The sequence below is a fragment of the Microcystis sp. LE19-10.1B genome, from assembly GCF_027530565.1.
GTDB lineage: Bacteria > Cyanobacteriota > Cyanobacteriia > Cyanobacteriales > Microcystaceae > Microcystis > Microcystis aeruginosa.
Window position 1 is genome coordinate 1 of the sequence record NZ_JAPZQM010000611.1, and the last position, 21,281, is coordinate 21,281.

13 protein-coding genes and 1 pseudogene are annotated in these 21,281 nt (G+C 41.0%); 6 read left to right on the forward strand and 8 right to left on the reverse strand.

The window, feature by feature from the left end:
• Positions 1-246: 246 nt before the first annotated feature.
• The 5 genes and pseudogenes from cbiD (at position 247) to O9332_RS22080 (ending at position 6,471) form a co-directional block, all read left to right on the forward strand.
• Positions 247-1,371: a cobalt-precorrin-5B (C(1))-methyltransferase CbiD gene (cbiD, locus tag O9332_RS22060; protein ID WP_061432626.1), complete on the forward strand. Its 1,125-nt coding sequence runs from the start codon at positions 247-249 to the stop codon at positions 1,369-1,371.
• A 143-nt stretch (positions 1,372-1,514) separates the two neighbouring features.
• Positions 1,515-3,140 (forward strand): glutamine-hydrolyzing GMP synthase, encoded by a 1,626-nt coding sequence (gene guaA / locus O9332_RS22065; RefSeq protein WP_043998919.1) that lies wholly within the window; start codon positions 1,515-1,517, stop codon positions 3,138-3,140.
• An 88-nt stretch (positions 3,141-3,228) separates the two neighbouring features.
• The gene (locus tag O9332_RS22070; protein WP_288027436.1) at positions 3,229-4,470 is read left to right on the forward strand and encodes a DUF262 domain-containing protein; all 1,242 of its coding nucleotides are present in this window, start codon (positions 3,229-3,231) and stop codon (positions 4,468-4,470) included.
• A gap of 14 nt (positions 4,471-4,484) precedes the next feature.
• Positions 4,485-5,123, forward strand: a pseudogene (locus O9332_RS22075) (HEPN domain-containing protein).
• A gap of 85 nt (positions 5,124-5,208) precedes the next feature.
• Positions 5,209-6,471 (forward strand): DNA cytosine methyltransferase, encoded by a 1,263-nt coding sequence (locus O9332_RS22080; RefSeq protein WP_002757880.1) that lies wholly within the window; start codon positions 5,209-5,211, stop codon positions 6,469-6,471.
• A gap of 116 nt (positions 6,472-6,587) precedes the next feature.
• On the opposite strand, the gene O9332_RS22085 is transcribed toward O9332_RS22080, so the two are convergent.
• The 7 genes from O9332_RS22085 to sir form a co-directional block, all read right to left on the reverse strand.
• Positions 6,588-8,207, reverse strand: coding sequence for a S8 family serine peptidase (locus O9332_RS22085; protein ID WP_288027440.1), 1,620 nt, complete (start codon positions 8,205-8,207; stop codon positions 6,588-6,590).
• Between the two features lie 413 nt (positions 8,208-8,620).
• Entirely contained in the window at positions 8,621-9,706 is a 1,086-nt protein-coding gene (gene cax, locus O9332_RS22090; protein WP_002798796.1) for a calcium/proton exchanger, read from the reverse strand.
• Entirely contained in the window at positions 9,703-10,164 is a 462-nt protein-coding gene (locus O9332_RS22095) for a cupredoxin domain-containing protein (RefSeq protein WP_288027443.1), read from the reverse strand. Before O9332_RS22095 ends, cax begins: the two co-directional genes overlap by 4 nt.
• A 251-nt stretch (positions 10,165-10,415) precedes the next feature.
• Positions 10,416-10,724 (reverse strand): DUF6679 family protein, encoded by a 309-nt coding sequence (locus O9332_RS22100; protein ID WP_002757875.1) that lies wholly within the window; start codon positions 10,722-10,724, stop codon positions 10,416-10,418.
• A 942-nt stretch (positions 10,725-11,666) separates the two neighbouring features.
• Positions 11,667-12,920 (reverse strand): ATP-binding protein, encoded by a 1,254-nt coding sequence (locus O9332_RS22105; RefSeq protein ID WP_288027445.1) that lies wholly within the window; start codon positions 12,918-12,920, stop codon positions 11,667-11,669.
• Position 12,921: 1 nt separating this feature from the next.
• Positions 12,922-14,802: a tetratricopeptide repeat protein gene (locus tag O9332_RS22110; protein WP_288027447.1), complete on the reverse strand. Its 1,881-nt coding sequence runs from the start codon at positions 14,800-14,802 to the stop codon at positions 12,922-12,924.
• A 105-nt stretch (positions 14,803-14,907) separates the two neighbouring features.
• Entirely contained in the window at positions 14,908-16,845 is a 1,938-nt protein-coding gene (gene sir, locus O9332_RS22115; RefSeq protein WP_288027449.1) for a sulfite reductase, ferredoxin dependent, read from the reverse strand.
• Positions 16,846-17,041: 196 nt separating this feature from the next.
• Between sir and O9332_RS22120 the strand changes: the two genes are divergently transcribed.
• Positions 17,042-19,441 (forward strand): ATP-binding cassette domain-containing protein, encoded by a 2,400-nt coding sequence (locus tag O9332_RS22120; protein ID WP_002757871.1) that lies wholly within the window; start codon positions 17,042-17,044, stop codon positions 19,439-19,441.
• A gap of 193 nt (positions 19,442-19,634) precedes the next feature.
• On the opposite strand, the gene msrA is transcribed toward O9332_RS22120, so the two are convergent.
• Positions 19,635-20,297 (reverse strand): peptide-methionine (S)-S-oxide reductase MsrA, encoded by a 663-nt coding sequence (msrA, locus tag O9332_RS22125; RefSeq protein WP_288027451.1) that lies wholly within the window; start codon positions 20,295-20,297, stop codon positions 19,635-19,637.
• Positions 20,298-21,281: the final 984 nt, after the last annotated feature.

Below are 21,281 nucleotides of genomic sequence, written 5' to 3' on the forward strand. Positions count from 1 at the left end.
ATGGGAGTGGTCGGGGGGAAAATTCCGGGACTTTTTCCCTGAAAATTAGGTAATTTACCCGATGAAAATGGGTAAAACCCCACACCCCACACCCCACACCCTACACCCTGCCCCTAGGAAAAACTTTTTCAGCAGACCCTAGTTAAAAGCCTAAGAACCGAGAATCCCCCGCTACACCGCGCGAGCGGTTAGCGGGGGAGAGTCAAAATCAGATCACGCTAATTTGATTGGTTATGGACCCTATTCATGTCTATCTCTCTACCCCGTTCGGGTTACACTTTACCAGTTTTTGCCTGTGCCAGTGCGATCGCATCTCTCCAGCATCTCCACGGCGAAAATGAGCTAAATTCCGTTACTTTTAATCTTTTAGAACCGCCAGAAGCCGTTACTATTGCCATCGAACAAGTTGCCCGACTGAACCCCGATGCTGCCCTAGCCATCACCCGCAGCGATCCGGGGGACAATTTGGATTTAACTAGAAATACCCCTATATGGGCGTTAGTAGAAAGAAAGACGGGTAATCAAGAGATAGAGATTCAAGGCGGCGAAGGAATCGGCCTACAGGTTGATAATAGCGGAAAATCAGCTATCTATAGTTATGCCCAGCGTCTCCTGCAAGAAAACCTCAGACCCCTGTTACTGCCCCAAGAAAGCCTCAAAGTGACGATTATCCTTCCAGAAGGCAAAAAACTGGCCACAAGGACTTCTAACGCCGCTTTTGGGGTGGTAGAGGGATTATCTTTGTTGGGTACCACTGGCATTTCCCAACCTCTCAGCGCCCCCGGACAGTTAGAAATCTTTCGCGAGCAATTAAAAATTTTATCTCTTCGTTTCGATCGCTTGGTGTTTTGTATCGGGGAAAATGGCTTAGATTTAGCCCCTCAAATGGGCATTAATCCTGATATTTTGGTAAAAACAGCCAATTGGATCGGGCCGATGTTATTAGAGGCACAATTACAGGGAATCTCTGAAATTCTTTTGTTTGGTTATCACGGTAAATTAATTAAACTTGCCGGGGGAATCTTTCAGACTCACCATCATCTCGCCGATGGTCGTCGGGAAATTCTTACCGCCTACGCCGCTAAAATGGGTTTAGCTACCCCCCATCTCCAGCAAATTTTTGACAGTAGCACCAGCGAAAACGGTCTGGAATATCTGCGTCAATTAGACCGGCAAACGGGAGATAATTGGGTGGAACGCATCTATGGAGAAATGGCTAATACGATTGATCGCCGTTGCCAAGAATACGTTTATAACCACAGTAACGGTCATCTTAGGGTCGGTTGTATTTTATTCGATCGCTCTCGTTCTTTGATCAGCAAAAGCGAAAATGGCCTTAAATTTTTGCAAAATCTACAAGTCACTCCCTAGTGACCGTGCTATGATCGTGGGAATATTTAGTCTTAAAAAATGAAACTAATAAGGCCATACAATTGTAGCTTATTTCCAGAACAATAGCCGATTTAGTTTACAAATCTTTAACTTTTTCCTGCCAGTTTCTTTTTTTGATCGCAGTGACAACTCAAACCCCCCTTCCCACCCCCCAAGAGACTTTGCCCTCAGAGTCCTTCACTAATAGCCTTAATCGTCAAATAATCATCATTCTTGACTTTGGCTCCCAGTATTCTGAATTAATCGCCCGCAGAATCAGGGAAACGAACGTTTACTCCGAAGTTCTCTCCTATCGTACCAGTGCCGAACAATTGGCACAAATCAACCCGAAAGGAATAATTCTTTCGGGCGGCCCCAATTCCGTCTATGATCCTGGAGCGCCCCACTGTGATCCCGAAATTTGGAATTTAGGTGTACCCGTCCTCGGAGTTTGCTACGGGATGCAATTGATGGTACAGCAGTTAGGGGGCAGGGTAGAACGGGCAAAACGGGCCGAATACGGCAAAGCATCCCTATTTATCAACGATCCTACCGATTTATTAACCAATGTCGAGGACGGTTCCACCGCTTGGATGAGTCACGGGGATTCCTGCGTGGAATTGCCCGCGGGTTTTGAAATTCTCGCTCATACCGATAATACCGATTGTGCGGCCATTGCCGATCACAAGAAAAAACTCTTTGGAGTGCAGTTTCACCCGGAAGTTGTCCATTCTGTGGGAGGAATCGCCTTAATTCGCAATTTCGTCTATCATATCTGCAAATGCGAACCCACTTGGACCACGGAAGCTTTTGTCGAGGAATCGATCCGAGAAATTAGGGCAAAAGTGGGCGATAAGCGAGTTTTATTGGCTTTATCCGGCGGTGTGGACTCCTCTACCTTAGCATTCCTCTTGCATCGAGCGATCGGTGATCAACTAACCTGTATGTTTATCGATCAGGGATTCATGCGTAAGGGTGAACCAGAACGATTAATGCAGATATTTAACGAGCAATTCCATATTAGAGTCGAGTATGTCAACGCTAGAAAGCGATTTTTAGCGCAAGTGGCCGGTGTCACGGATCCCGAGGAAAAGCGCCGTCGTATCGGCCATGAATTTATTCAGGTGTTTGAAGAAGAATCGAATCGTTTGGGACCCTTTGATTATCTGGCCCAAGGAACTTTATATCCCGATGTGATTGAATCGGCCGATAGTAATGTGGATCCCAAAACCGGGGAAAGAGTCGCGGTTAAAATTAAAAGTCATCATAACGTTGGTGGACTGCCGAAAAATCTCCGGTTTAAATTAGTCGAACCCCTGCGAAAATTATTTAAGGATGAGGTGAGAAAATTAGGTCGATCGATCGGTCTTCCGGAAGAAATTGTTCGTCGTCAACCTTTCCCCGGCCCCGGTTTAGCGATTCGCATTTTAGGGGAAGTCACCGCAGATAAATTAAATATTTTGCGCGATGCAGATTGGGTAGTGCGCGACGAGATTAATAAGCAGGGAATGTATCACGATTTCTGGCAAGCTTTCGCGGTTTTATTGCCTGTCCGCAGTGTGGGAGTGATGGGAGATCAACGCACCTACGCTTATCCCATTGTCCTACGTTTAGTCAGCAGTGAAGACGGAATGACTGCCGATTGGTCCCGGGTTCCCTATGATTTATTGGAGACAATTTCTAATCGTATTGTCAATGAAGTTAAGGGAGTTAACCGCGTGGTTTATGATATTACTTCTAAGCCTCCCGGAACTATAGAATGGGAGTAGTATTGAATTATTGATTGATTGTTAGTCCCGTCCAAATATTGGGGCGGGATTTTTGCAGAATAGACAATTGAGGAGATTAATTACTACCATGGCACAGTTAGAGATGTGGGAAGAAATAGAAGCGGTGGATTTTGCGGAAGAAGAAGAAGATATTGAAGGAGAATCAGCAAACCAAAAAAAGCTACAACTCAAAGAAATCTCCGAGACTGTTGTTGCTGGAAGTGATTGGACTACCGCAACGATCCGCGATCAATTAATTCGAGAAAATATTCAACTCAATCCGCGCTTTCAAAGACGAGATGCTTGGAGTATTACTCGTAAAAGTCGATTTATTGAATCCGTAATTCTAGGGTTTCCAGTCCCACAGATTGTCTTAGCTACTAATAATAAGGAAAAAGGGAAATTTATCGTTCTTGATGGCAAACAACGCCTACTAACAATTTTACAGTTTTATGGTGACAGTGACACACCTAATAATAGTTTTACTTTAAAAGATTTAGAATTTTTAGATAATCTCAATGGCTGCCAATATCAAGATCTAAAAAATGACTTCAATTTAAATGATTTCTTAGACCAACTGGATAATCAAACTATCCGCACGATTGTTATCCGTAATTGGAAAACGGAGAGTTTCCTCCATAAAATTTTTCTGCGTCTCAATCTGGAAAATACCCCTTTGTCTTCTCAAGAATTAAGACAAGCATTACACCCAGGAGGTTTTATTAATTTTTTAGATGATCGAGCGATCGAAAGTCAAGCATTAAAGAAAATATTTAAATCTTCCTATCCCGATTTCCGGATGCGCGACACTGATATACTATTGCGTTATGTAGCTTTTCATTATTATTTATCCGATTATCGAGGTGATGTTCAGATGCTTCTAGATAAAACCTGTCAAAATTTCAATCAAGAATGGGAAAAACGCTCAGATGAAATTATCAATGTTGTTGATCAATTTGAAAAAGCTGTCCAAACAACAATTAATATTTTTGGAGAGAAAAACTTTTCCCGTCTCTGGCTGCCTGAATCGGCAACTTATCGAAGTCAGTTCAATCGAGCAATTTTAGATGTGATGGTTTTTTACTTTTGCGATGATCTAATTAGAGCAGCTGCCGAGAAAAACAAAGAACAGATAGAAAATGCTTTTAAAGAATTATTATCTAACCCTGACAATGAATTTAGGAACTCGGTAGAAAAAACTACTAAAAGTATTAGAGCAACTTACAATCGTTTTCATTTATGGGGTCAAGCTTTATCAAAAGTATTAGATATTAACTTCAATATTCCTCAGATGGAAGACAATCGTATTATTTTTAAGGGGTTAAGATAGTTAGTTTTTTTACTATGCCGAAATCTCTAAGATTTAGACAACTAACCAAAGAATTGAATCGACTAAAAAAACAATTCCTACCTCGTAAATTTAGCGAGATAAATGAATATTCTGAAAGACAATTAGCTTTAACTTTTGCCTATCGAGTTTTTGCTCATGCTGAGATTGAATCTTATCTTGAAGATCGAGTTTGGGATACAGTACAGACAGCAAAAAATATCTGGGATAATCAAGGTAAAGCTGGTCGAGTTTTGTTATGTGTAATCGCTTTTTCTGGTCAAGAAATGGCAGCTCCTCCCGACACCCTTACTCCTCTTAAAGGTAAGAAAAATCTGCCTGAAGATAAACTAAAAATAACTAAAAAAATTGACATAGCGATTAGATGTTTTAAATCAGTTATCGATCAAAATCATGGGATTAAGGAAACTAACCTATTAAAATTACTCTTACCAATCGGCATCGATAGTGATGAATTAGATCAAGTTTGGTTACTAAATATGGATACTTTTGGAGAATAACGCGGTGAAATCGCTCATTCTTCGGCAATAAAAACGAAAAAAACGCCTAACCCTGCCGACGAATTAGAAAGAGTTAAACAAATTATTCAAGAATTAGAGAAAGTCGATCAATTGATTACTAACTTGCTCAAGTAATTGCACTCTTAATAAAACTTAAAGTGTTAACTATATCAGAAATATAGTATAATGAAAGGCAGACAATAGAGAGCTAATCATCAAAGTGAAACATAGACCAATTGCGATCGATTTATTTGCCGGCTGCGGTGGGATGTCCCTTGGTCTAGAAGCGGCGGGATTTGATATTGCTGTAGCGGTGGAGTTTGATGCAGTCCATTCCTTGGTTCATCATTTTAACTTTCCCTATTGTCAAACTATTTGCCGGGATATAGCCAAAGTAACAAGTAGAGAAATATGGGAATTATTAAAACTAAAAGGCTATGCCACCGATGTTAGCTTAATTGCCGGTGGACCCCCCTGCCAAGGTTTTTCACTGATTGGTAAACGACAAATAGATGATCCTAGAAATTCTCTAGTATTTGAATATCTGCGGATTGTAGGGGAAATTAAACCCAAGTATTTTATTTTTGAAAATGTCCCCGGCATGGCTACGGGTAAACATAAACAATTTTTAGAGGAGTTAATCTCTGAATTTGAAGCTATTGGCTATACAATTAATCAGCCAATTAAAATCCTTGATGCCAGTGAATATGGCGCACCACAAAAGCGCAGAAGATTAATCTTAATTGGTAGTCGAAAAGACGTGACGATGGCTAAATATCCCTTAGCCAAGACCGTCGATTTGAACTCAGCCAAAAAATCAGCTTTTACCAGCGTCTATGATGCGATTTCAGATTTAGAATTAATACCGGCCTTTATCGATACTGATTTAGGCATACCTGCATCAAAATTAGATTATAGTGGTAAGAGGAAAAAATATTCAGTGCAGCCAGGGGATATTTTTAAACTTTGTCATCAAAGAACAGTAGATACAAAAATCTATGGACATATAGGCTCAGTTCATACCCAAAGATCAATTGATAGATTTATCGTAACCGAACCGGGTACAGTGGAACCAAAAAGTCGCTTTTTAAAGCTTTCTCCCACTGGTTTATGTAATACTCTCCGGGCCGGAACTAATAGTGACAAAGGGGCCTATACTGCTCCTAGACCCATTCACTATTCTATTCCTCGTTGTATTACTGTACGAGAAGCCGCCAGATTACATACATTCCCCGATTGGTTTCAGTTTCACCGCACAATATGGCATGGTTTTCGTGAGATTGGTAACGCGGTTATTCCGCTATTATCGAAAGAACTTGGCTCTTCTGTGATGGGAGCAATGAATATCAATACCGCTAATCTCAACCGAGTTATTTTAGAAAAAATGCCCGAAGACTTATTGCTATATAATATGTCTCAAGCATCAAACTATTGGGGAATCCCCGACGATGTTATCCCGAAAAGAAAACGAGGTGTATCTTAGAGACTGTTCGGTATTTAAATTATACCAAGTCCGTTAGCTGCCAATCGAACTTTAAAAACTCGCTCCCATCTTCCCACTCTCCTATACTTTTTAAACAGGATTTACTATCATTTTTATTATTCGGGAACCGTCCACCAAGCGAGAGCAAAAGCTTGTTCTTTCTCGTTAACTTGTTGACGATATTGAACGCGAATTTTATAGTTTCCAGAGATGGGTACAGGACAAAAAATATGCTCTAAACTATCACTATCACTCAGGGAAGCACAGGTGTATTTAGCATTATTATCCTCCTGGGCAGGTAAAAGATAAACATCTAAATTATTCAGTCCGCGATCCCGGAAACTTTCATCGATATCATAGAGATTATTGCGGTTAGTATCGATTAGTTCTACCAAACGATCCCAAGCCAAAGTTATCGAAACAAAACTATTAGCTTTTAAGGGCTTCTCTAGGGCATAATCTTGATAACCATTAGCGGTAACTGTAGCGTAATCCCAACCAATAGGAGGAATAGATTCTGCGGCAGACCATTGACCATTACTAAACTGTGTGTAGGTGCGAAAAGTGTTAAGATGTCCCGTCCCCATCTGCATATCTAAAGGAATTTTCGGATCTTTATAAGCATCGGACTCTAACCAAGTTTTTTGATCCTTAGTTAAGACCGTCCGTCTCATACCTAACCGTAACCCATCCCCCGTATCTTTAATTTTATCGGCAGCATTAAGCATTACTGCCTTCATCACTTGATGATGACGAGAATCGACGCTCCAATGGGGATTTTTTTGATTAATTTGTTGATCGCCGTATTCTTGTAAAAGTGCCACGGATGCTGTAATATGAGGAGCGGCGAAACTGGTGCCACTAACAGTATTTAATTTACCTTTGAGGTCATAAAGCTCTATTTTATTGCCGGGGGCAACTAAATTAATTGACCGCCGCAAACCATCATTAATTTCCCGTTTAATTAAACTGCGACCAATACCCACTGGCAAAGCACTAATATTAGCAAAATCAACTTTAGTGAATTTTCCTTCTCTTGTCGCTGTATAAGCGGTAGTAATGCCGTTAAAATGATCGGTGGGAATGGGAATTCCTCCCTTACCTTGATTACCAGCAATTACATAAAGAACATCATCAACTCGCGATGACCAATCAACACATTGAGTTAATAAAGCTTGACCATCTAATTTTGGTTCCTGTCTTTGATCTCTTTGCAAAGATTCCCCAAAACTAAAGTTAATCGCCCGCACATCACCGCTATTTTGTCGGGCAATATTTTGACTAGCCAGACATTCTTCCGGTTGTCCGCCGCGTCGCAAAGAACCCACCGCCCCCGAATATAATCTCGCTTTTGGGGCAACTCCGGGGATTTTTTTATCATCACTGACCATCACTGTTGCCACCATAGCGGCGTGATTATCGAGATAGGTGTTGGGTTTGGCAATTTGATCGCGAAAAAAAACACCAGCTAATTTATAGGGAGGCTGCCAAGCTGCCACTTTATCATAACCGAACTGAGCCGGTCGTCCGATTTCCACTTGACCGATGGCAATTTTTCGCCCTAATAAATTATAGGGTTCCGCCCGCAGGCGATCGGCATAAATTCCCTGTTCACCGATGGAATTAGAAAGAACTAGGGAAGGAAGCAGAATTATCGTTACTACTAACCCGACGACAAACCAAAACCCTCTTTTCATCATCAGCAATCCTGCGGCAGTAAGGTGATACCAATCCATTCTAAGACAGAAATCTCAGGAGTGAATCTCACATTTGCAGAAATACCGACAATCAGCAATTATTAGTAACTCTTAAATTATTACAGATATATCAGCAGCTGGCTGTAAGCATCCCACCGAAAAGCTAATGCGCTCCGGGGTTTGGGGGCGGCGCCACGCCCCCAACGGGGGGTTTGGGTAGGGTTGATTCATGAATCAACCCTACGATGAATCAACCCTACGATGAATCAACCCTACGATGAATCAACCCTAGGGGTTTGGGGGGTAGAACCCCCCAAAAGCTTGGATTGAGGGAAAAAATCGAAAGTAATGCCCGACTTTAGCAGAGAGTTTCCCCTTAAAAATCCCAACTTAGTAGATTTACAAAAATGAGATGCACCCAATCTCAGAAAATACCTAAATCTCTTTTTTGGCTAGGCGGGATGGTAATAAAAAGCCACTGCCAAGATTAAATAGGTGGCTAGTAATAGGGTTCCATCTAACCAATTGGAACGACCGGTAAAGCTGATTAAATTAGTGACAACCACCGCTACAATTAAAGCCACCACATTAAAGGGATTAAAATTTAAATCCATCGGTTGCTGCCAAAATTGACCGATAAAAACTAATAAAGGTGCCACGAATAAAGCCACCAATAAACTATCCCCCATCGCCACGGAAACCGTTAAATCCATCTGATTTTTTAGGGCTAATTGAGTGACGGTAACTATTCCAGAAACATCGCTAATTAAAGGAATGAAAATCACCCCGATAAAGAGAGGAGTGAGATTAAATCCTTCCATCACCGATTCCACTACATCAACAAATAAATCCGACTCATAAGCTACAGCTACGGTGGAAGTAAGCAGCACAAGTAACCAAATCCAGACTTGAGCTTTTTCTTCCTCACTAACCTGATTGTCGGGGGTATTTTCATTACTTAATCCCACTTCGTAGAGATAGCTATGGGTTTTGAGGGAAAATAATAAAGTTAACCCGTAAACTATTAATAAAACCGTGGCGGTGACTAGGGAAAGACTGAGAATATCGGCAACTTCCACCACGTTAGAAGTATATATTACCAAAGTTGGTAAAGCGATCGCTATTACTGCTAAAGTCATGGAAGAACCATTTACCCGGGCTAAAATCGGTTTAAATTCCTGCTCTTTGTAGCGAATACCTCCCGTGAGCATTCCCATGCCCATAAATAATAATAAATCGCTGAGAATACTACCGGTAATACTGGCTTGTACGATGTCCACCAAGCCTTTTTTTAGGGCAATTAAGGCAATAACTAAAGTGGTAGTATTGCCGAAGATAGCATTAACTAATCCTCCCAAAGTTGGCCCGGTGACTACGGCAACTCTTTCCACGGCCGTACTTAACCAAATTGACAGGGGAATGATCGATAAAGCGGCAGTGATAAAAATAGCTTGATCTCCCCAATTAAGACGACTAGCGACCACCGATAGGGGAATAAATAATAGGAAAGCAAAGGAGACAATTTTTCTTAAATTCATGGGTTATTAATGGCGATTTCTCCCACCATTCCCGCTTCGGCATGACCCGGAATAGTACAGATTAATTTATACTTACCAGTTTTGAGAGGAACTATTACCCATTCTGCCTGTGCATTAGGTTTTAATTCTAGTTCGTGAATTGCCCCTTTAATCTCCACTTTTCCCGCTTCAACTTTCTGCGTCCAACTAGCATCGGCGAAGTCTTTAGCGGTAAAATAATGTTTAGTGGGACTGGGATTATCGAGAATTAATTTGTATTTTTGTCCAGCAATAAAGTCTAATTGACTAGGAAAGAATTTTAATTCTCCTTGGCCGGAGCCTAGACTAATTTTAACTTCTAGAGGGGCGGATCCGGCGCAGGCCGGAAAAGTCACTAACCAACAACTAATTAAAACTATTACTACTGCCACAAATTTTTGATAGATATCCTTGCCAGCGAAGTAGGGATTAGAATTCATTTTGCTCCTCCAGCTTATAATAGAGAAAATCTGGCGGCTTTTAAGTAGCTAGACACAATCAATTACACATATCTAACTACTTCTTGCCTTTTGCCTATCCTAACCAAGAAATTAATTTTGCACAACTACTTAGGATAATTTTACAACAAGTGGTGATTATTACTGGCTCTCTTCCCTTCCATTCCCTAAAAGTCCCTTGGCCATGGTTAAAACCGCGGGACTTCTAGCCACTGTCAGTTAAATCGACAAAATTAATCTAAGCTATCGGGAGAATGGGGATAAAGTTGTTCTGCTTCCGGACAATCTTCCGAGACATTAATATCAGGATTCGTCCGCGACACCGATGCCAGTTTTCTGCTCACCGCACCGATACTTTCTAAACGCACCATTTCTTCCCAAGAACTAATTTCGTCTTCTTCTTCTGTTTCGTAGCGAATGGTGACGAGATCGCTTTCTAGATCGACAATACGAGCATTATCAATCCATCTTTGCTGATCGCGCAAGAAAATGCAGACTTCCTGACCATCCATACAGAATTGATAAATCTTGCGGTGTAACATAAATTGCTCCTAAACAGCTTCTTTTGTTGAATTCAACTAACGGGAAGTGACAAAATGCCAATCTCAGCAATAGCTCAAAAATTCCCGCGGATAACACAAAAGGGAGAAAAATTCCGCTAGCAGTGGCAAGAATGGGAAAGGAAAGTCAGGTTTCCGGTTTGGGGCTACGTTCTTCAAAGACATCGATTCGATTAATAGACGGCCTCGGCGATCACTAAAAAATCGCCCTTATAGAGTCATTGTGACATAAATTTTCACTTCCTAACAGTATTCCTGGATGGAATCGGCAATAAGGTTTAGGGATGAGGTTATCCCATTTTTCTTTATTCATGGCAGGCATTCTACACCCCTCTCGCGCCCCTCCAACCCCCCACATCGGGGTGGCAGGGGGGGGTGAGGGCAATTAACCATATCTGCCATTACTTTTGAAAAATGCTATCAGTACCGTCCCCTTTCCAACCCCGAAAAATAGCTATAGACGCTCTGTCATCTTGGCAAGTCATGGGCCATCGCTCGCCACTTGATTCCGTTGGCCGATAGATAGGGTTTGCTGAAAAAGTAGGGGCGAAGCATTCGGATAGAAAATCTACGGTTTCAGCGATAGGTTATGCCAAATGCTTCGCCCCGACAGGACGCGATCGCCGCTCAAGATGCCAGGTTTTTGAGCCACTAGCTGGAAAATCTTGCAGCTGCTTGGCCAAACAGTCCCCCAAACCCCTTACCTCGTCTATATTTCACATTTATTCAGCCAACCCTAAATAAAAAATGGCTGTGAGCTTATAGCTACTTCAGGGTAAGCGCATCTTAAGGATCCTTGACAAAATGAACTTTATGTGAGTTGCTTACCCACGATTCAGGCATATTTGAGGAGAATTTGCCATCTCAATTGTTAATAGCGTTTGAGATGCGCTCACCTTGTACATCGAAGGAGCTATTTATTATTTACTCAGACTGAGACTCAGGGGGTAACTTAGGTTGAAATAATTGGGAAGGAACAAAACGAAAACCGCTTTGATCTTCTTGACGAATTAATAATCCTTGTTCTTCCATCGATTTAAGTTGGGGCAAGAGAGCAACAAAGGTTATAGCATCAAGTTTAGCCAAAGTTTGATCAGAAATATTCTCACTAATGCCACCGGCTTGATGAGCAACGTATAATAAATGACGAAACTCAGGACGTAAGGAATAAGTAAAGTGTTCTTGAAGGATTTGCCAAATTGAATAAAAAGCAGTTTCATCAATAATTTCATATCCTTCTGAAGCAGCTTGCCGTAATACTTTTTCACAGATAGTATTCAGTTCTCGAGGAATTCCTTGAGCGTAACCCGTAATTAAATTGATGACTTCCTCTGTGAAAGGATAGGTATCATTTCGCTGTTCGTTTCTGGCACTATTAAGATAATTAATAGCAATGTGACGTAAATCATCCTGACTCATGGGTTCAAGGGGAATATCTTCAGAAAAGATACCAAGGGCTTTTAAGGTTGCTTCTTGAAGCTCGGTAAAGCCTCTTCCTGTCATGATAAATCCCCGATGTTTTCCCATCCGAAAGAGATCTAAACTACTTTCTAAAATTGTCTGGACAACAATGGGATCTTTTTTGTCAAAATCATCAATAGCAATAACAATACGAGAATAAATTTCTTCGGCTCTATTTAATAACCGAATGAGTAGAGGATACGGGTCAGCATTGGCGGTGGGAGTCAGTTGATTAGCAGGGGATTCTTCCTTTTTGCCAAAGGATAAAAAGCCTAATTTAACTTGTCCTTCAGTAGTGGTTTTATTACGTTGAATAGAATACCCTAAAAGCGTATTAGCAATGTCTCTTGATTCTTGATCACTATCCGCTAAACTATCGGCTACAGCTAATAATAAAGCACGATAAAATTCCGTGGAACTTTCCCCAGGAATGCTACTCAAATAAAGCACTAACATTTTTTCATTTAGTTCCGCTACTTCCTGTTGTAACTGATGAATTAAATTAAAAATCAAAGCAGTTTTACCAATACCCCAAGCTCCCCTAACTAGGATATTACGTCCTTCATAGAGGGTCGGAATAACGACATCTAAAACTTGATCGCGTCCATAAAAAATCTTTGCTAATTTTTCGGGATCATCGGGGGGAGTTGGTCGAAAAGGATTTTCTATAAGTCCCCATTTTTTGAGAGTTGATTGATAACGGCTGAGTCTTGTCATTTTAAGCAGATTGTAGAATTTTTAGTAGATGATTAATTTCCTCTAGTCGTTCCTTATCATTGTTTTCTTGATAATATGTTTGTGCTTCTTTTAAATGACTACAAGCTTGGGAAATCTTGCCAATTTGTATTTCTAGATTGCCCAGTGCAGTTGTCACAGAAGCCACATTATCTTGATCACCTAAACGACGGAATAGACGTAAAGAATCTTTAAAATAAAGTCTTGCCTGTTCGAGCCTACCAGTGCGATGATAGAGACGGGCAAGTTCCAATAAAATTGGAGCCAAACTACTAATATCCTTTTGTTTTTGATAAAGTTGCTGACAATTTTCTAAGTGTTCAATAGCTTCTGTATAATATCCGCCCTCAAATAAAGCTTTTCCTAATTGATAGGAATAGTTAAAATATAAGGTTTTGTCTTCGGTTTTTTCAATAATTTCTCCAGCTTGTTTATAAGAGTTAATTGCTTGTTGAATGTCTGCCACTTTACCAAGAAGTTTAAATCGTTCTCTGAGAGTATTGGCTAAATTATATTGTGTCTCTGCCCAATCTCTTGGAAAGGCTTGACGGGTATAAATTTGTAAGGCTTCTTGATAACAGACAATTGCATTTTCGATATTCTCGGCTTTATTGCCTCTAATTCGTTCACTGTAAGCATTGCCTAAATTATTTTTAGTAGTTGCCCAGTCAAGAGGAAAGGCATCAAAAGTACGAATTTTTAACGCTTCTTGATAACAGAAAATTGCGGTTTCTATATTCTCTACTATGTCTCCTTGGATTCTGTTTATGTAAGCAGACCCCAGATTATTTTGTGTTACTGCCCAATCTTCAGGAAAAGCATCACGGGTATGGACTTCTAATGACAGGTTATAAGCAACAATAGCTAACTCTAGATTATCTGCCCTTTCCTCTCTGATGCGTTGACTATAAGCAGCACCCAGATTATTTTGTGTCCTTGCCCATTCATAAGGAAAAGCATCACGGGTATAGACTTCTAAAGACAGGTTATAAGCAACAATAGCTAACTCTAAATTTTCTGCCCTTTCTCCTCTGATGCGATTACTATAAGCAGTACCCAGATTATTTTGTGTGTTTGCCCATTCATAAGGAAAAGCATCACGGGTATAGACTTCTAAAGACTGGTTATAAGCAACAATAGCTAACTCTAAATTTTCTGCCCTTTCCCCTCTGATGCGCTCACTATAAGCATTACCCAGATTATTTTGTGACCTTGCCCATTCATAAGGAAAAGCATCACGGGTATAGACTTCTAAAGACTGGTTATAAGCAACAATAGCTAACTCTAGATTATCTGCTCTTTCCCCTCTAATACGATCACTATAAGCAGTCCCTAGATTATTTTGTATCACTGCCCAATCTTCAGGAAAAGCATCACGGGTACAGACTTCTAAAGACTGGTTATAAGCAACAATAGCTAACTCTAAATTTTCTGCCCTTTCCCCTCTGATGCGCTTATTATAAGCATTCCCCAGATTATTTTGTACGCTTGCCCATTCATAAGGAAAAGCATCACGGGTTCTTACTTCTAAAACCGTTTGATAGCCTGTAATAGCGATTTCTAGATTATTAGCCCGACTTCCCAAGGGAAAATTTTGAATATCAACACATAAATTCTGAATCACCCCGACAATACCCGCCACTTCTTCTGGTTTCCTTTGAGAAAACACATTTCTAGCCCATTGTTGCAACAGTTGGGCAAAGATATCATCTAACAGATGTTGACCGCGTTGTAGGATAGGATAAACCACCGTAGGATCGCTATTACTGTCATATTCTGCTTGTAAGACTTCTGATAAAAACTTCTGATATTCCTCTATACTTCCCGCTTGAGGGTTGAGAAACTGCCCCAATTGTTGCACCATATCGCGTAACCAAGATGATGTGATGGACTATGATTTTTTCGACAGACCGACCCTATGAATATACTAATTAAAAAAAGGTGGGTTAAGTCCCACCTTGATAACTGATTAGGATTTTTGGCTGAAATAGGCCTCTAGCGCCTCATTGATGATTTGATTCATCGGCCGTTTTTCCGTTTCCGAAGCTTCCTTGAGACGGACAAACATATCATCGGGGACGCTGACACGGTTTTGATTTTTACGCACGCGTTTGGGTTTTGATTCAGTAGTAGTAGTTTCGGTCATTTTAGGTGTGTAGGTGGCTGAAAATGCTTGTAAAGCAGGGAAATTGACTCGATGACAGAATTCTCCGAAGGTCTCGTTATTTTGTTGATCCTGTTGGAAGTAAACGAAAATCGGTTCTAAGACCTTTTCTAGATCATCGATCGCCATTTTATCCAAATAGGGGCGCGCTAGTCGAGTTTGATCGGCTGTTCCTCCTAACCAGAGTTGGTAGGAATTGGGAGCGCTACCCACAAATCCTAATTCTGCCATATAGGGACGCGCGCAGCCATTGGGACATCCTGTCATGCGGATGACAAATTGCTCTTTGCTTAATCCTAAGCGATTAAGCAGGGCGCGAATGCGTTCAATCACGCTGGGTAAAATTCTTTCTGACTCAGTAATCGCTAATCCACAGGTAGGCCAAGCGGGACAGGCCATGGAATAACGGGTTAAAGGGTCAATTTCGGCGGGATTGGTGACAATTCCGTGTTCTTTCAGGATCGCCTCGATCGCTTGTTGATCCTGGGTTTCGATTTCGTAGAGAATGATATTATGGTTAGCCGTCAAGCGCATGGGCAGCTGAAAACGCTCGATAATCACTTTTAAGGCGGTTTTTAGCTGAAAACTGCCTTCATTTTTGACCCGGCCATTCTCCACAGAAAGACCAAAAAATAATTTTCCGTCTCCCTGTTCATTCCATCCCAAAAAGTCTTGATATTTCCAATCGGGGAGGGGTTGGTAGGGGGCAATTTTTTGGCCGAAATAACCCTCAACAGTGCTGCGGAATTTTTCTACTCCCCATTCTTCGAGGATATATTTCATTCTGGCATGACGACGATCGCCGCGATCTCCGTAATCTCTTTGGGTTGCCACGATCGCTTTTACCAGATCGTACACATTTTCTTTGTCCACATAACCGATCGCATCGGCCATTCTGGGGAAAGTTTCTTCCTTATTGTGGGTCCTTCCCAGTCCACCCCCGGCAAGGATGTTAAAACCCTGTAATTCCCCGTTTGCGTCGGTAATCACCACCAAACCGAGGTCATTGGTGTAGATATCGATGGAGTTGTCTCCGGGTACGGTGACACCGATCTTGAACTTACGGGGCATATAATGTTGACCGTAGATCGGTTCGATGGGATCGTTTTTGTTAATCCCATTTGTATCTTTTTGTCTCGCGGTCTTGACTTCCGGCGCTTCTTCTGCACTGATAACTTTTTCGCCATCGAGCCAAATTTCGTAGTAGGCTCCAGTTTGGGGAGTGAGCAAATCGGCGATATTATTGGCATATTCCCAAGCATAGCCGTATTCGGGGCGATTTTTGTAGGGGGCTGGCGGTGCAGTGACATTGCGGTTAACATCACCACAGGCCGCTAAAGTGGATCCCATACTGCGGATAATTTCCCCGAGGGTAGCTTTGAGATTTTTCTTTAAAATGCCGTGTAATTGGAAGCCTTGGCGGGTTGTCACCCGTAAAGTGCCGTTACCGTAGCGATCGGACAAACTATCGAGGGTAAGATATAGTTGCGCGGGAATAAAACCCCCCGGACTGCGGGTACGCAACATCATTTGATAGTCTTTTTCTTGACCTTTGGCTCTATTGTCGCGATTATCCTGTTGATAGGAACCGTGAAACTTGAGGATCTGCACCGCCGCATCGGTAAAATGGGTTGTATCTTCGAGGAGTTCACTGGCCAAAGGTTCTCGTAGATAATTACTGCGTTCTTTGATACCTTCGACTTTAGAAACCTTGGCGGTAGGAGAAATAGGAGTTGTAACCATCGTCTAACAGCACGATAACCTGTGGATAGGTCTTAGGAATAGGAATTTAGACAAGCTCGATCGATCCTAAGAAGTTTTACTAACATGATCTCTAGAGTTCGTTCCAGACTCTGAGGTTAACAGTAGCGATCGAGACATCAATTCTATCTTAGCTTCTTACTGTCCCTCGCGAACGCCATCTACCGATCGAGTTTTTATGACCAATTCTCCCAACATTAAAACGGTTATTAGTCAAGAACCCTACATTATTCTTAACAATCAGGGAGAATTTCTCCCTTCTATTAATCTGAGTCGTCCTAATTATAAATTGGGGCGGGATGGTCAACAGGTGGATTTAGTTGTTCCCCAACACTGGACGGTGGTGAGTCGAGTACAAGCTTGTTTTCGTCGTCAGGGAGATGATTACTATATCTACGATGGAGACGGGACTAATCCTAGTTCCAATCAACTTTTTATCAACAATCGCGTGATTACTCCCAAAGAGGGCTATCTTTTACAAAATGGGGATGAGATTCATATCGGTCAAGATGTCAAAAATTCGGTCAAGATTACCTATTATCATCCTAACCAACAGGTAAAAAGCCCACCTTTAGCTTTTAAATCGGTTTCCCTAAGCAATCGCAGTGTAGTTTTAGGACGAGATAATACCGCGACTGTGGTTTTAGACGCGCCGACAATTTCCCGACAACACGCGATTATCGATAGCGATAACCAGAATCGTTATATTCTCTACGACAAAAGCACCAATGGAGTCTTTATCGACGGAGAAAAAGTATCGGGTAGTGCCATTTTAACTAACGGTTGTACGGTGAGAATCGGCCCCTATAGTTTTCGGTTGCAGGGAGATGACTTAGTTTTATTAGATACGGGGGATAATATCCGTCTGGATGCCGAAGATATCGTCAGGATGGTGCGGGATAAAAAGAAACAACCTTTGATAATTCTCAATCATATCTCCTTACCGATCGAACCGAGTCAATTAGTGGCGATTGTCGGGGGAAGTGGTGCGGGAAAATCGACTTTCTTAAAGACTTTATTAGGAATTGAACCCACCACCTCGGGAACTGTTTATCTGAATGGGGAAGACCTCCGCCAGAATTTTAATATCTATCGCACCCAAATCGGTTATGTTCCCCAATACGATATCGTTCACAGGGATTTAACTGTGGGAGAAGTGTTGTATTATGCTTCTAAATTAAGGCTACCTCCGGATCTTAATTGCCAAGAAGTGATCGAGAAAACCCTGGAGCAGGTGGAATTGTTAGAAAGAAGAAATACTTTAGTCAAAGACTTAAGCGGTGGTCAATTAAAAAGGGTAAGTATTGCGGTAGAATTATTAGCCAATCCCAAATTATTCTTTTTAGATGAACCCACCTCGGGATTAGACCCCGGTTTAGATAAAAAGATGATGGAATTGCTGGCAAAATTGGCCAAAGAAGGCAGAACAATTCTCCTAGTCACCCATGCTACTAATAATATCAATCTCTGCGATCGATTAGTTTTTCTCGGTCAAGGGGGCAATTTATGTTATTTTGGTTCTCCGGGGGAGGCCTTAAATTTTTTCTCTTTACCTCAGGGGGATTTTGCCGATATTTATATTCATCTGGAAACTAGCGAAAAAGTTGAGCAAGAATGTCAACGTTTCCAACAATCCGACTACTACAAAAATAATATTGAAGCAAGAATCGGTAAAATATTTCAGCAAAATAATAGTAAACCGCAACAGGTTCAACAATCTTTTTGGCAACAACTACAGGTCTTATGTCAACGGTATAGCAAGTTAATTATCCGTGATCAATTTAGTTTAATTTTATACCTATTAACCGCCCCGATCGGAATTTTTTTAATGGCCATGGTTTTAGGGGACAAAGATCCTTTATTTTTGGGAGATAATGCTGGGACTGAAGATGCTATCGAATCGGCAACTTTAGCCTTAAAAACTCTCTTTGTTTTTACCTGCGCGGAATTGTGGGTAGGTTTTGCCTGTTCCCTACAGGAAATTGTCAAAGAATCAGCCATTTATCAGCGAGAAAGATTAGTTAATCTGGGATTATTACCCTATTTATTCTCGAAAATTCTGGTTTTAGCAGCCTTAGCTTTTCTGCAAACAATTGTAATTACCTGCGTGATATTTTGGGGATTTACTGACCCGCAACCAGAATTAATGACCTGGTTAATTGGCTGTTTTATTACCACATTTTTAACTATATTTGCGGCAATTAATCTCGGTTTATTAATTTCTGCTGGCGTTAGTAATATCACTCAAGCAAATAGCGCATTACCTTTAATTTTAATTCCTCAGATTATCTTTGCTGGGGTATTATTTAACTTAGAAGGTCTGGGAAAATATCTATCATGGTTGATGATTAGTCGCTGGTCGATTGGTGCCTACGGGGTATTAGTAGAGGTGGAAGCTATGATTGCAGAAGCGAAAGAAAAAAATGACTTTAATATCCCTTTACCCTTTGAGGATACCAATCAAGTTTATCAATTATCTATCAATAATTTGTTATTGAATTGGGGAGTTTTAATTCTTCATTCCCTTATTTATTTTCTCCTTACCTATTGGTTGCAAAAAAGAAAAGATATTTTATGATCTGAATGATATAGCGGTTCTCACACTTGGGTGTGACAGTTAAACCTTTGCTGATTAGGCTTTTCAACATCGATAATGTACCTCTTGCGAACAGGAAACGCTATAAATTATGAATGATAAATTATGAATGAAAACTGAAAACTGATCACTGATCACTGATCACTGATCACTGATAACTGACTCCTAACCCTACTTAATTTAACTTCAGATTAAGAGCGATCGGACATTCCACTTTCGTTCCCCCTAAACCACAGTAACCGCCGGGATTTTTCGCTAAATATTGCTGATGATAAACTTCAGCATAATAAAATTCAGGTGCGTCGAGAATTTCCGTGGTAATCTGACCGTAGTTCGCTTTATTGAGGGCTTCTTGGTAGATCGATCGGGATTTTTCCGCTAATTCCTTTTGCTGGGGACTATAGGTATAGATACCCGATCGATACTGAGTCCCCGTATCATTACCCTGACGCATTCCCTGGGTGGGATTATGACTTTCCCAGAAAACCTTTAACAGTTGTTCGTAGGAAATCACACTGGGATCATAGACCACTAAGACCACTTCATTATGCCCAGTCATGCCGGTACACACTTCCTGATAGGTGGGATTAGGGGTGATACCAGCCGCATAACCTACGGCCGTGGTGTAAACACCTTCTAATTGCCAAAATTTACGCTCTGCTCCCCAAAAACAGCCTAAACCAAACATTGAGGTTTCCATACCGCCAGGGAAGGGGGGCTGCAAAGAATGACCGTTAACGTAGTGGGTGCTAGGTACGGGCATTTTTTCCGATCGCCCGGGTAGGGCCTCCCTTACGGTGGGCAAAGTTAATTTTTTTCCGAATCCGAATAACACCATAATAAGAATTTGTCCAGAAAGTTTTACCTTACTTTACATTGTCGCTTAATTTTGGCGATTTCAGTGATCGGTGATCAGAACTGAGGCCGCAGCTCAATTTTTGTCAATCTACTGAGTTGGGATTTTGAAAGGGAAACTCTCCGCTAAAACTGGGCGTTATTTCCGATTTTATCACTCAATCCCAATCTTTAGGGGGTTCTACTCCCCAAACCCCGGAGCGCATTAGTTTTTCGGTGCGATGCTTACAGGCATCTGTTCATACACTTGTACCAGTTTAGGCGTTGCTGAATCAAGGTATGAATGCCAACTTTGCATCAGATGCAAAAGTTAGTTTGGCTCTAGGTTTTAAAAATACCAGAAAAGAAGATTCATATCTCAAATCAGCAACGCCTAAATCCGACATTCCGCACATCTTCATATACTTTTATGTATTTTTATAGCAGTTTTCATCAGAATGAGGTATGGGCAAGGGGCTTAAGCCCTTTGTTGGCAAAACTTGTCGATACCTCAGTAACGTGAAAAGTGCTATACATTCCCCAAGATGTTTTGACAAAAAACCTTCATTGTAGAAACTACTATTGAGAACATTTTCAATAATTGATTTTTTCTGAGAAAAAAATTTACAATTCTTCACCTTGATAAAAATCCATCATTGTAGCTATAATCCTTACTGGTAAGGGGTGGTCAGAAATATATTAGTAAAAATTATCAATTGAATGTTAAGAAGTGCGGAAAGTGGGTATATAAAGGTTCTCACGCCTGTGTGGCACACTTAAACCTTTGCTAATTAAGCTTTTCAACATTAATAATGTACCTCGTGCGAACAGGAAACGCTATAGTCCGATATTAGACCTCTTGCATAATTTTTTTATGGTATAATATAAGGTTTTGCTTTTTTCTCAATTCTTAGATTGAAGTGGAAAAAAGAATAAAATGTGATCTTAGGTCAGGAAATCATCTATAATTTTGCTATGTTTATTAGCA

What these genes read in the sequence shown, in the direction of transcription:
- O9332_RS22070 (WP_288027436.1), top strand. Translation starts at nt 3,229, where the DNA reads ATGGCACAGTTAGAGATGTGGGAAGAAATAGAAGCGGTGGATTTTGCG.
- O9332_RS22085 (WP_288027440.1), bottom strand. Translation starts at nt 8,207, where the DNA reads ATGGATTGGTATCACCTTACTGCCGCAGGATTGCTGATGATGAAAAGA.
- msrA (WP_288027451.1), bottom strand. Translation starts at nt 20,297, where the DNA reads ATGGTGTTATTCGGATTCGGAAAAAAATTAACTTTGCCCACCGTAAGG.
- sir (WP_288027449.1), bottom strand. Translation starts at nt 16,845, where the DNA reads ATGGTTACAACTCCTATTTCTCCTACCGCCAAGGTTTCTAAAGTCGAA.
- cbiD (WP_061432626.1), top strand. Translation starts at nt 247, where the DNA reads ATGTCTATCTCTCTACCCCGTTCGGGTTACACTTTACCAGTTTTTGCC.
- cax (WP_002798796.1), bottom strand. Translation starts at nt 9,706, where the DNA reads ATGAATTTAAGAAAAATTGTCTCCTTTGCTTTCCTATTATTTATTCCC.
- O9332_RS22095 (WP_288027443.1), bottom strand. Translation starts at nt 10,164, where the DNA reads ATGAATTCTAATCCCTACTTCGCTGGCAAGGATATCTATCAAAAATTT.
- O9332_RS22100 (WP_002757875.1), bottom strand. Translation starts at nt 10,724, where the DNA reads ATGTTACACCGCAAGATTTATCAATTCTGTATGGATGGTCAGGAAGTC.
- O9332_RS22105 (WP_288027445.1), bottom strand. Translation starts at nt 12,920, where the DNA reads ATGACAAGACTCAGCCGTTATCAATCAACTCTCAAAAAATGGGGACTT.
- O9332_RS22110 (WP_288027447.1), bottom strand. Translation starts at nt 14,802, where the DNA reads ATGGTGCAACAATTGGGGCAGTTTCTCAACCCTCAAGCGGGAAGTATA.
- O9332_RS22120 (WP_002757871.1), top strand. Translation starts at nt 17,042, where the DNA reads ATGACCAATTCTCCCAACATTAAAACGGTTATTAGTCAAGAACCCTAC.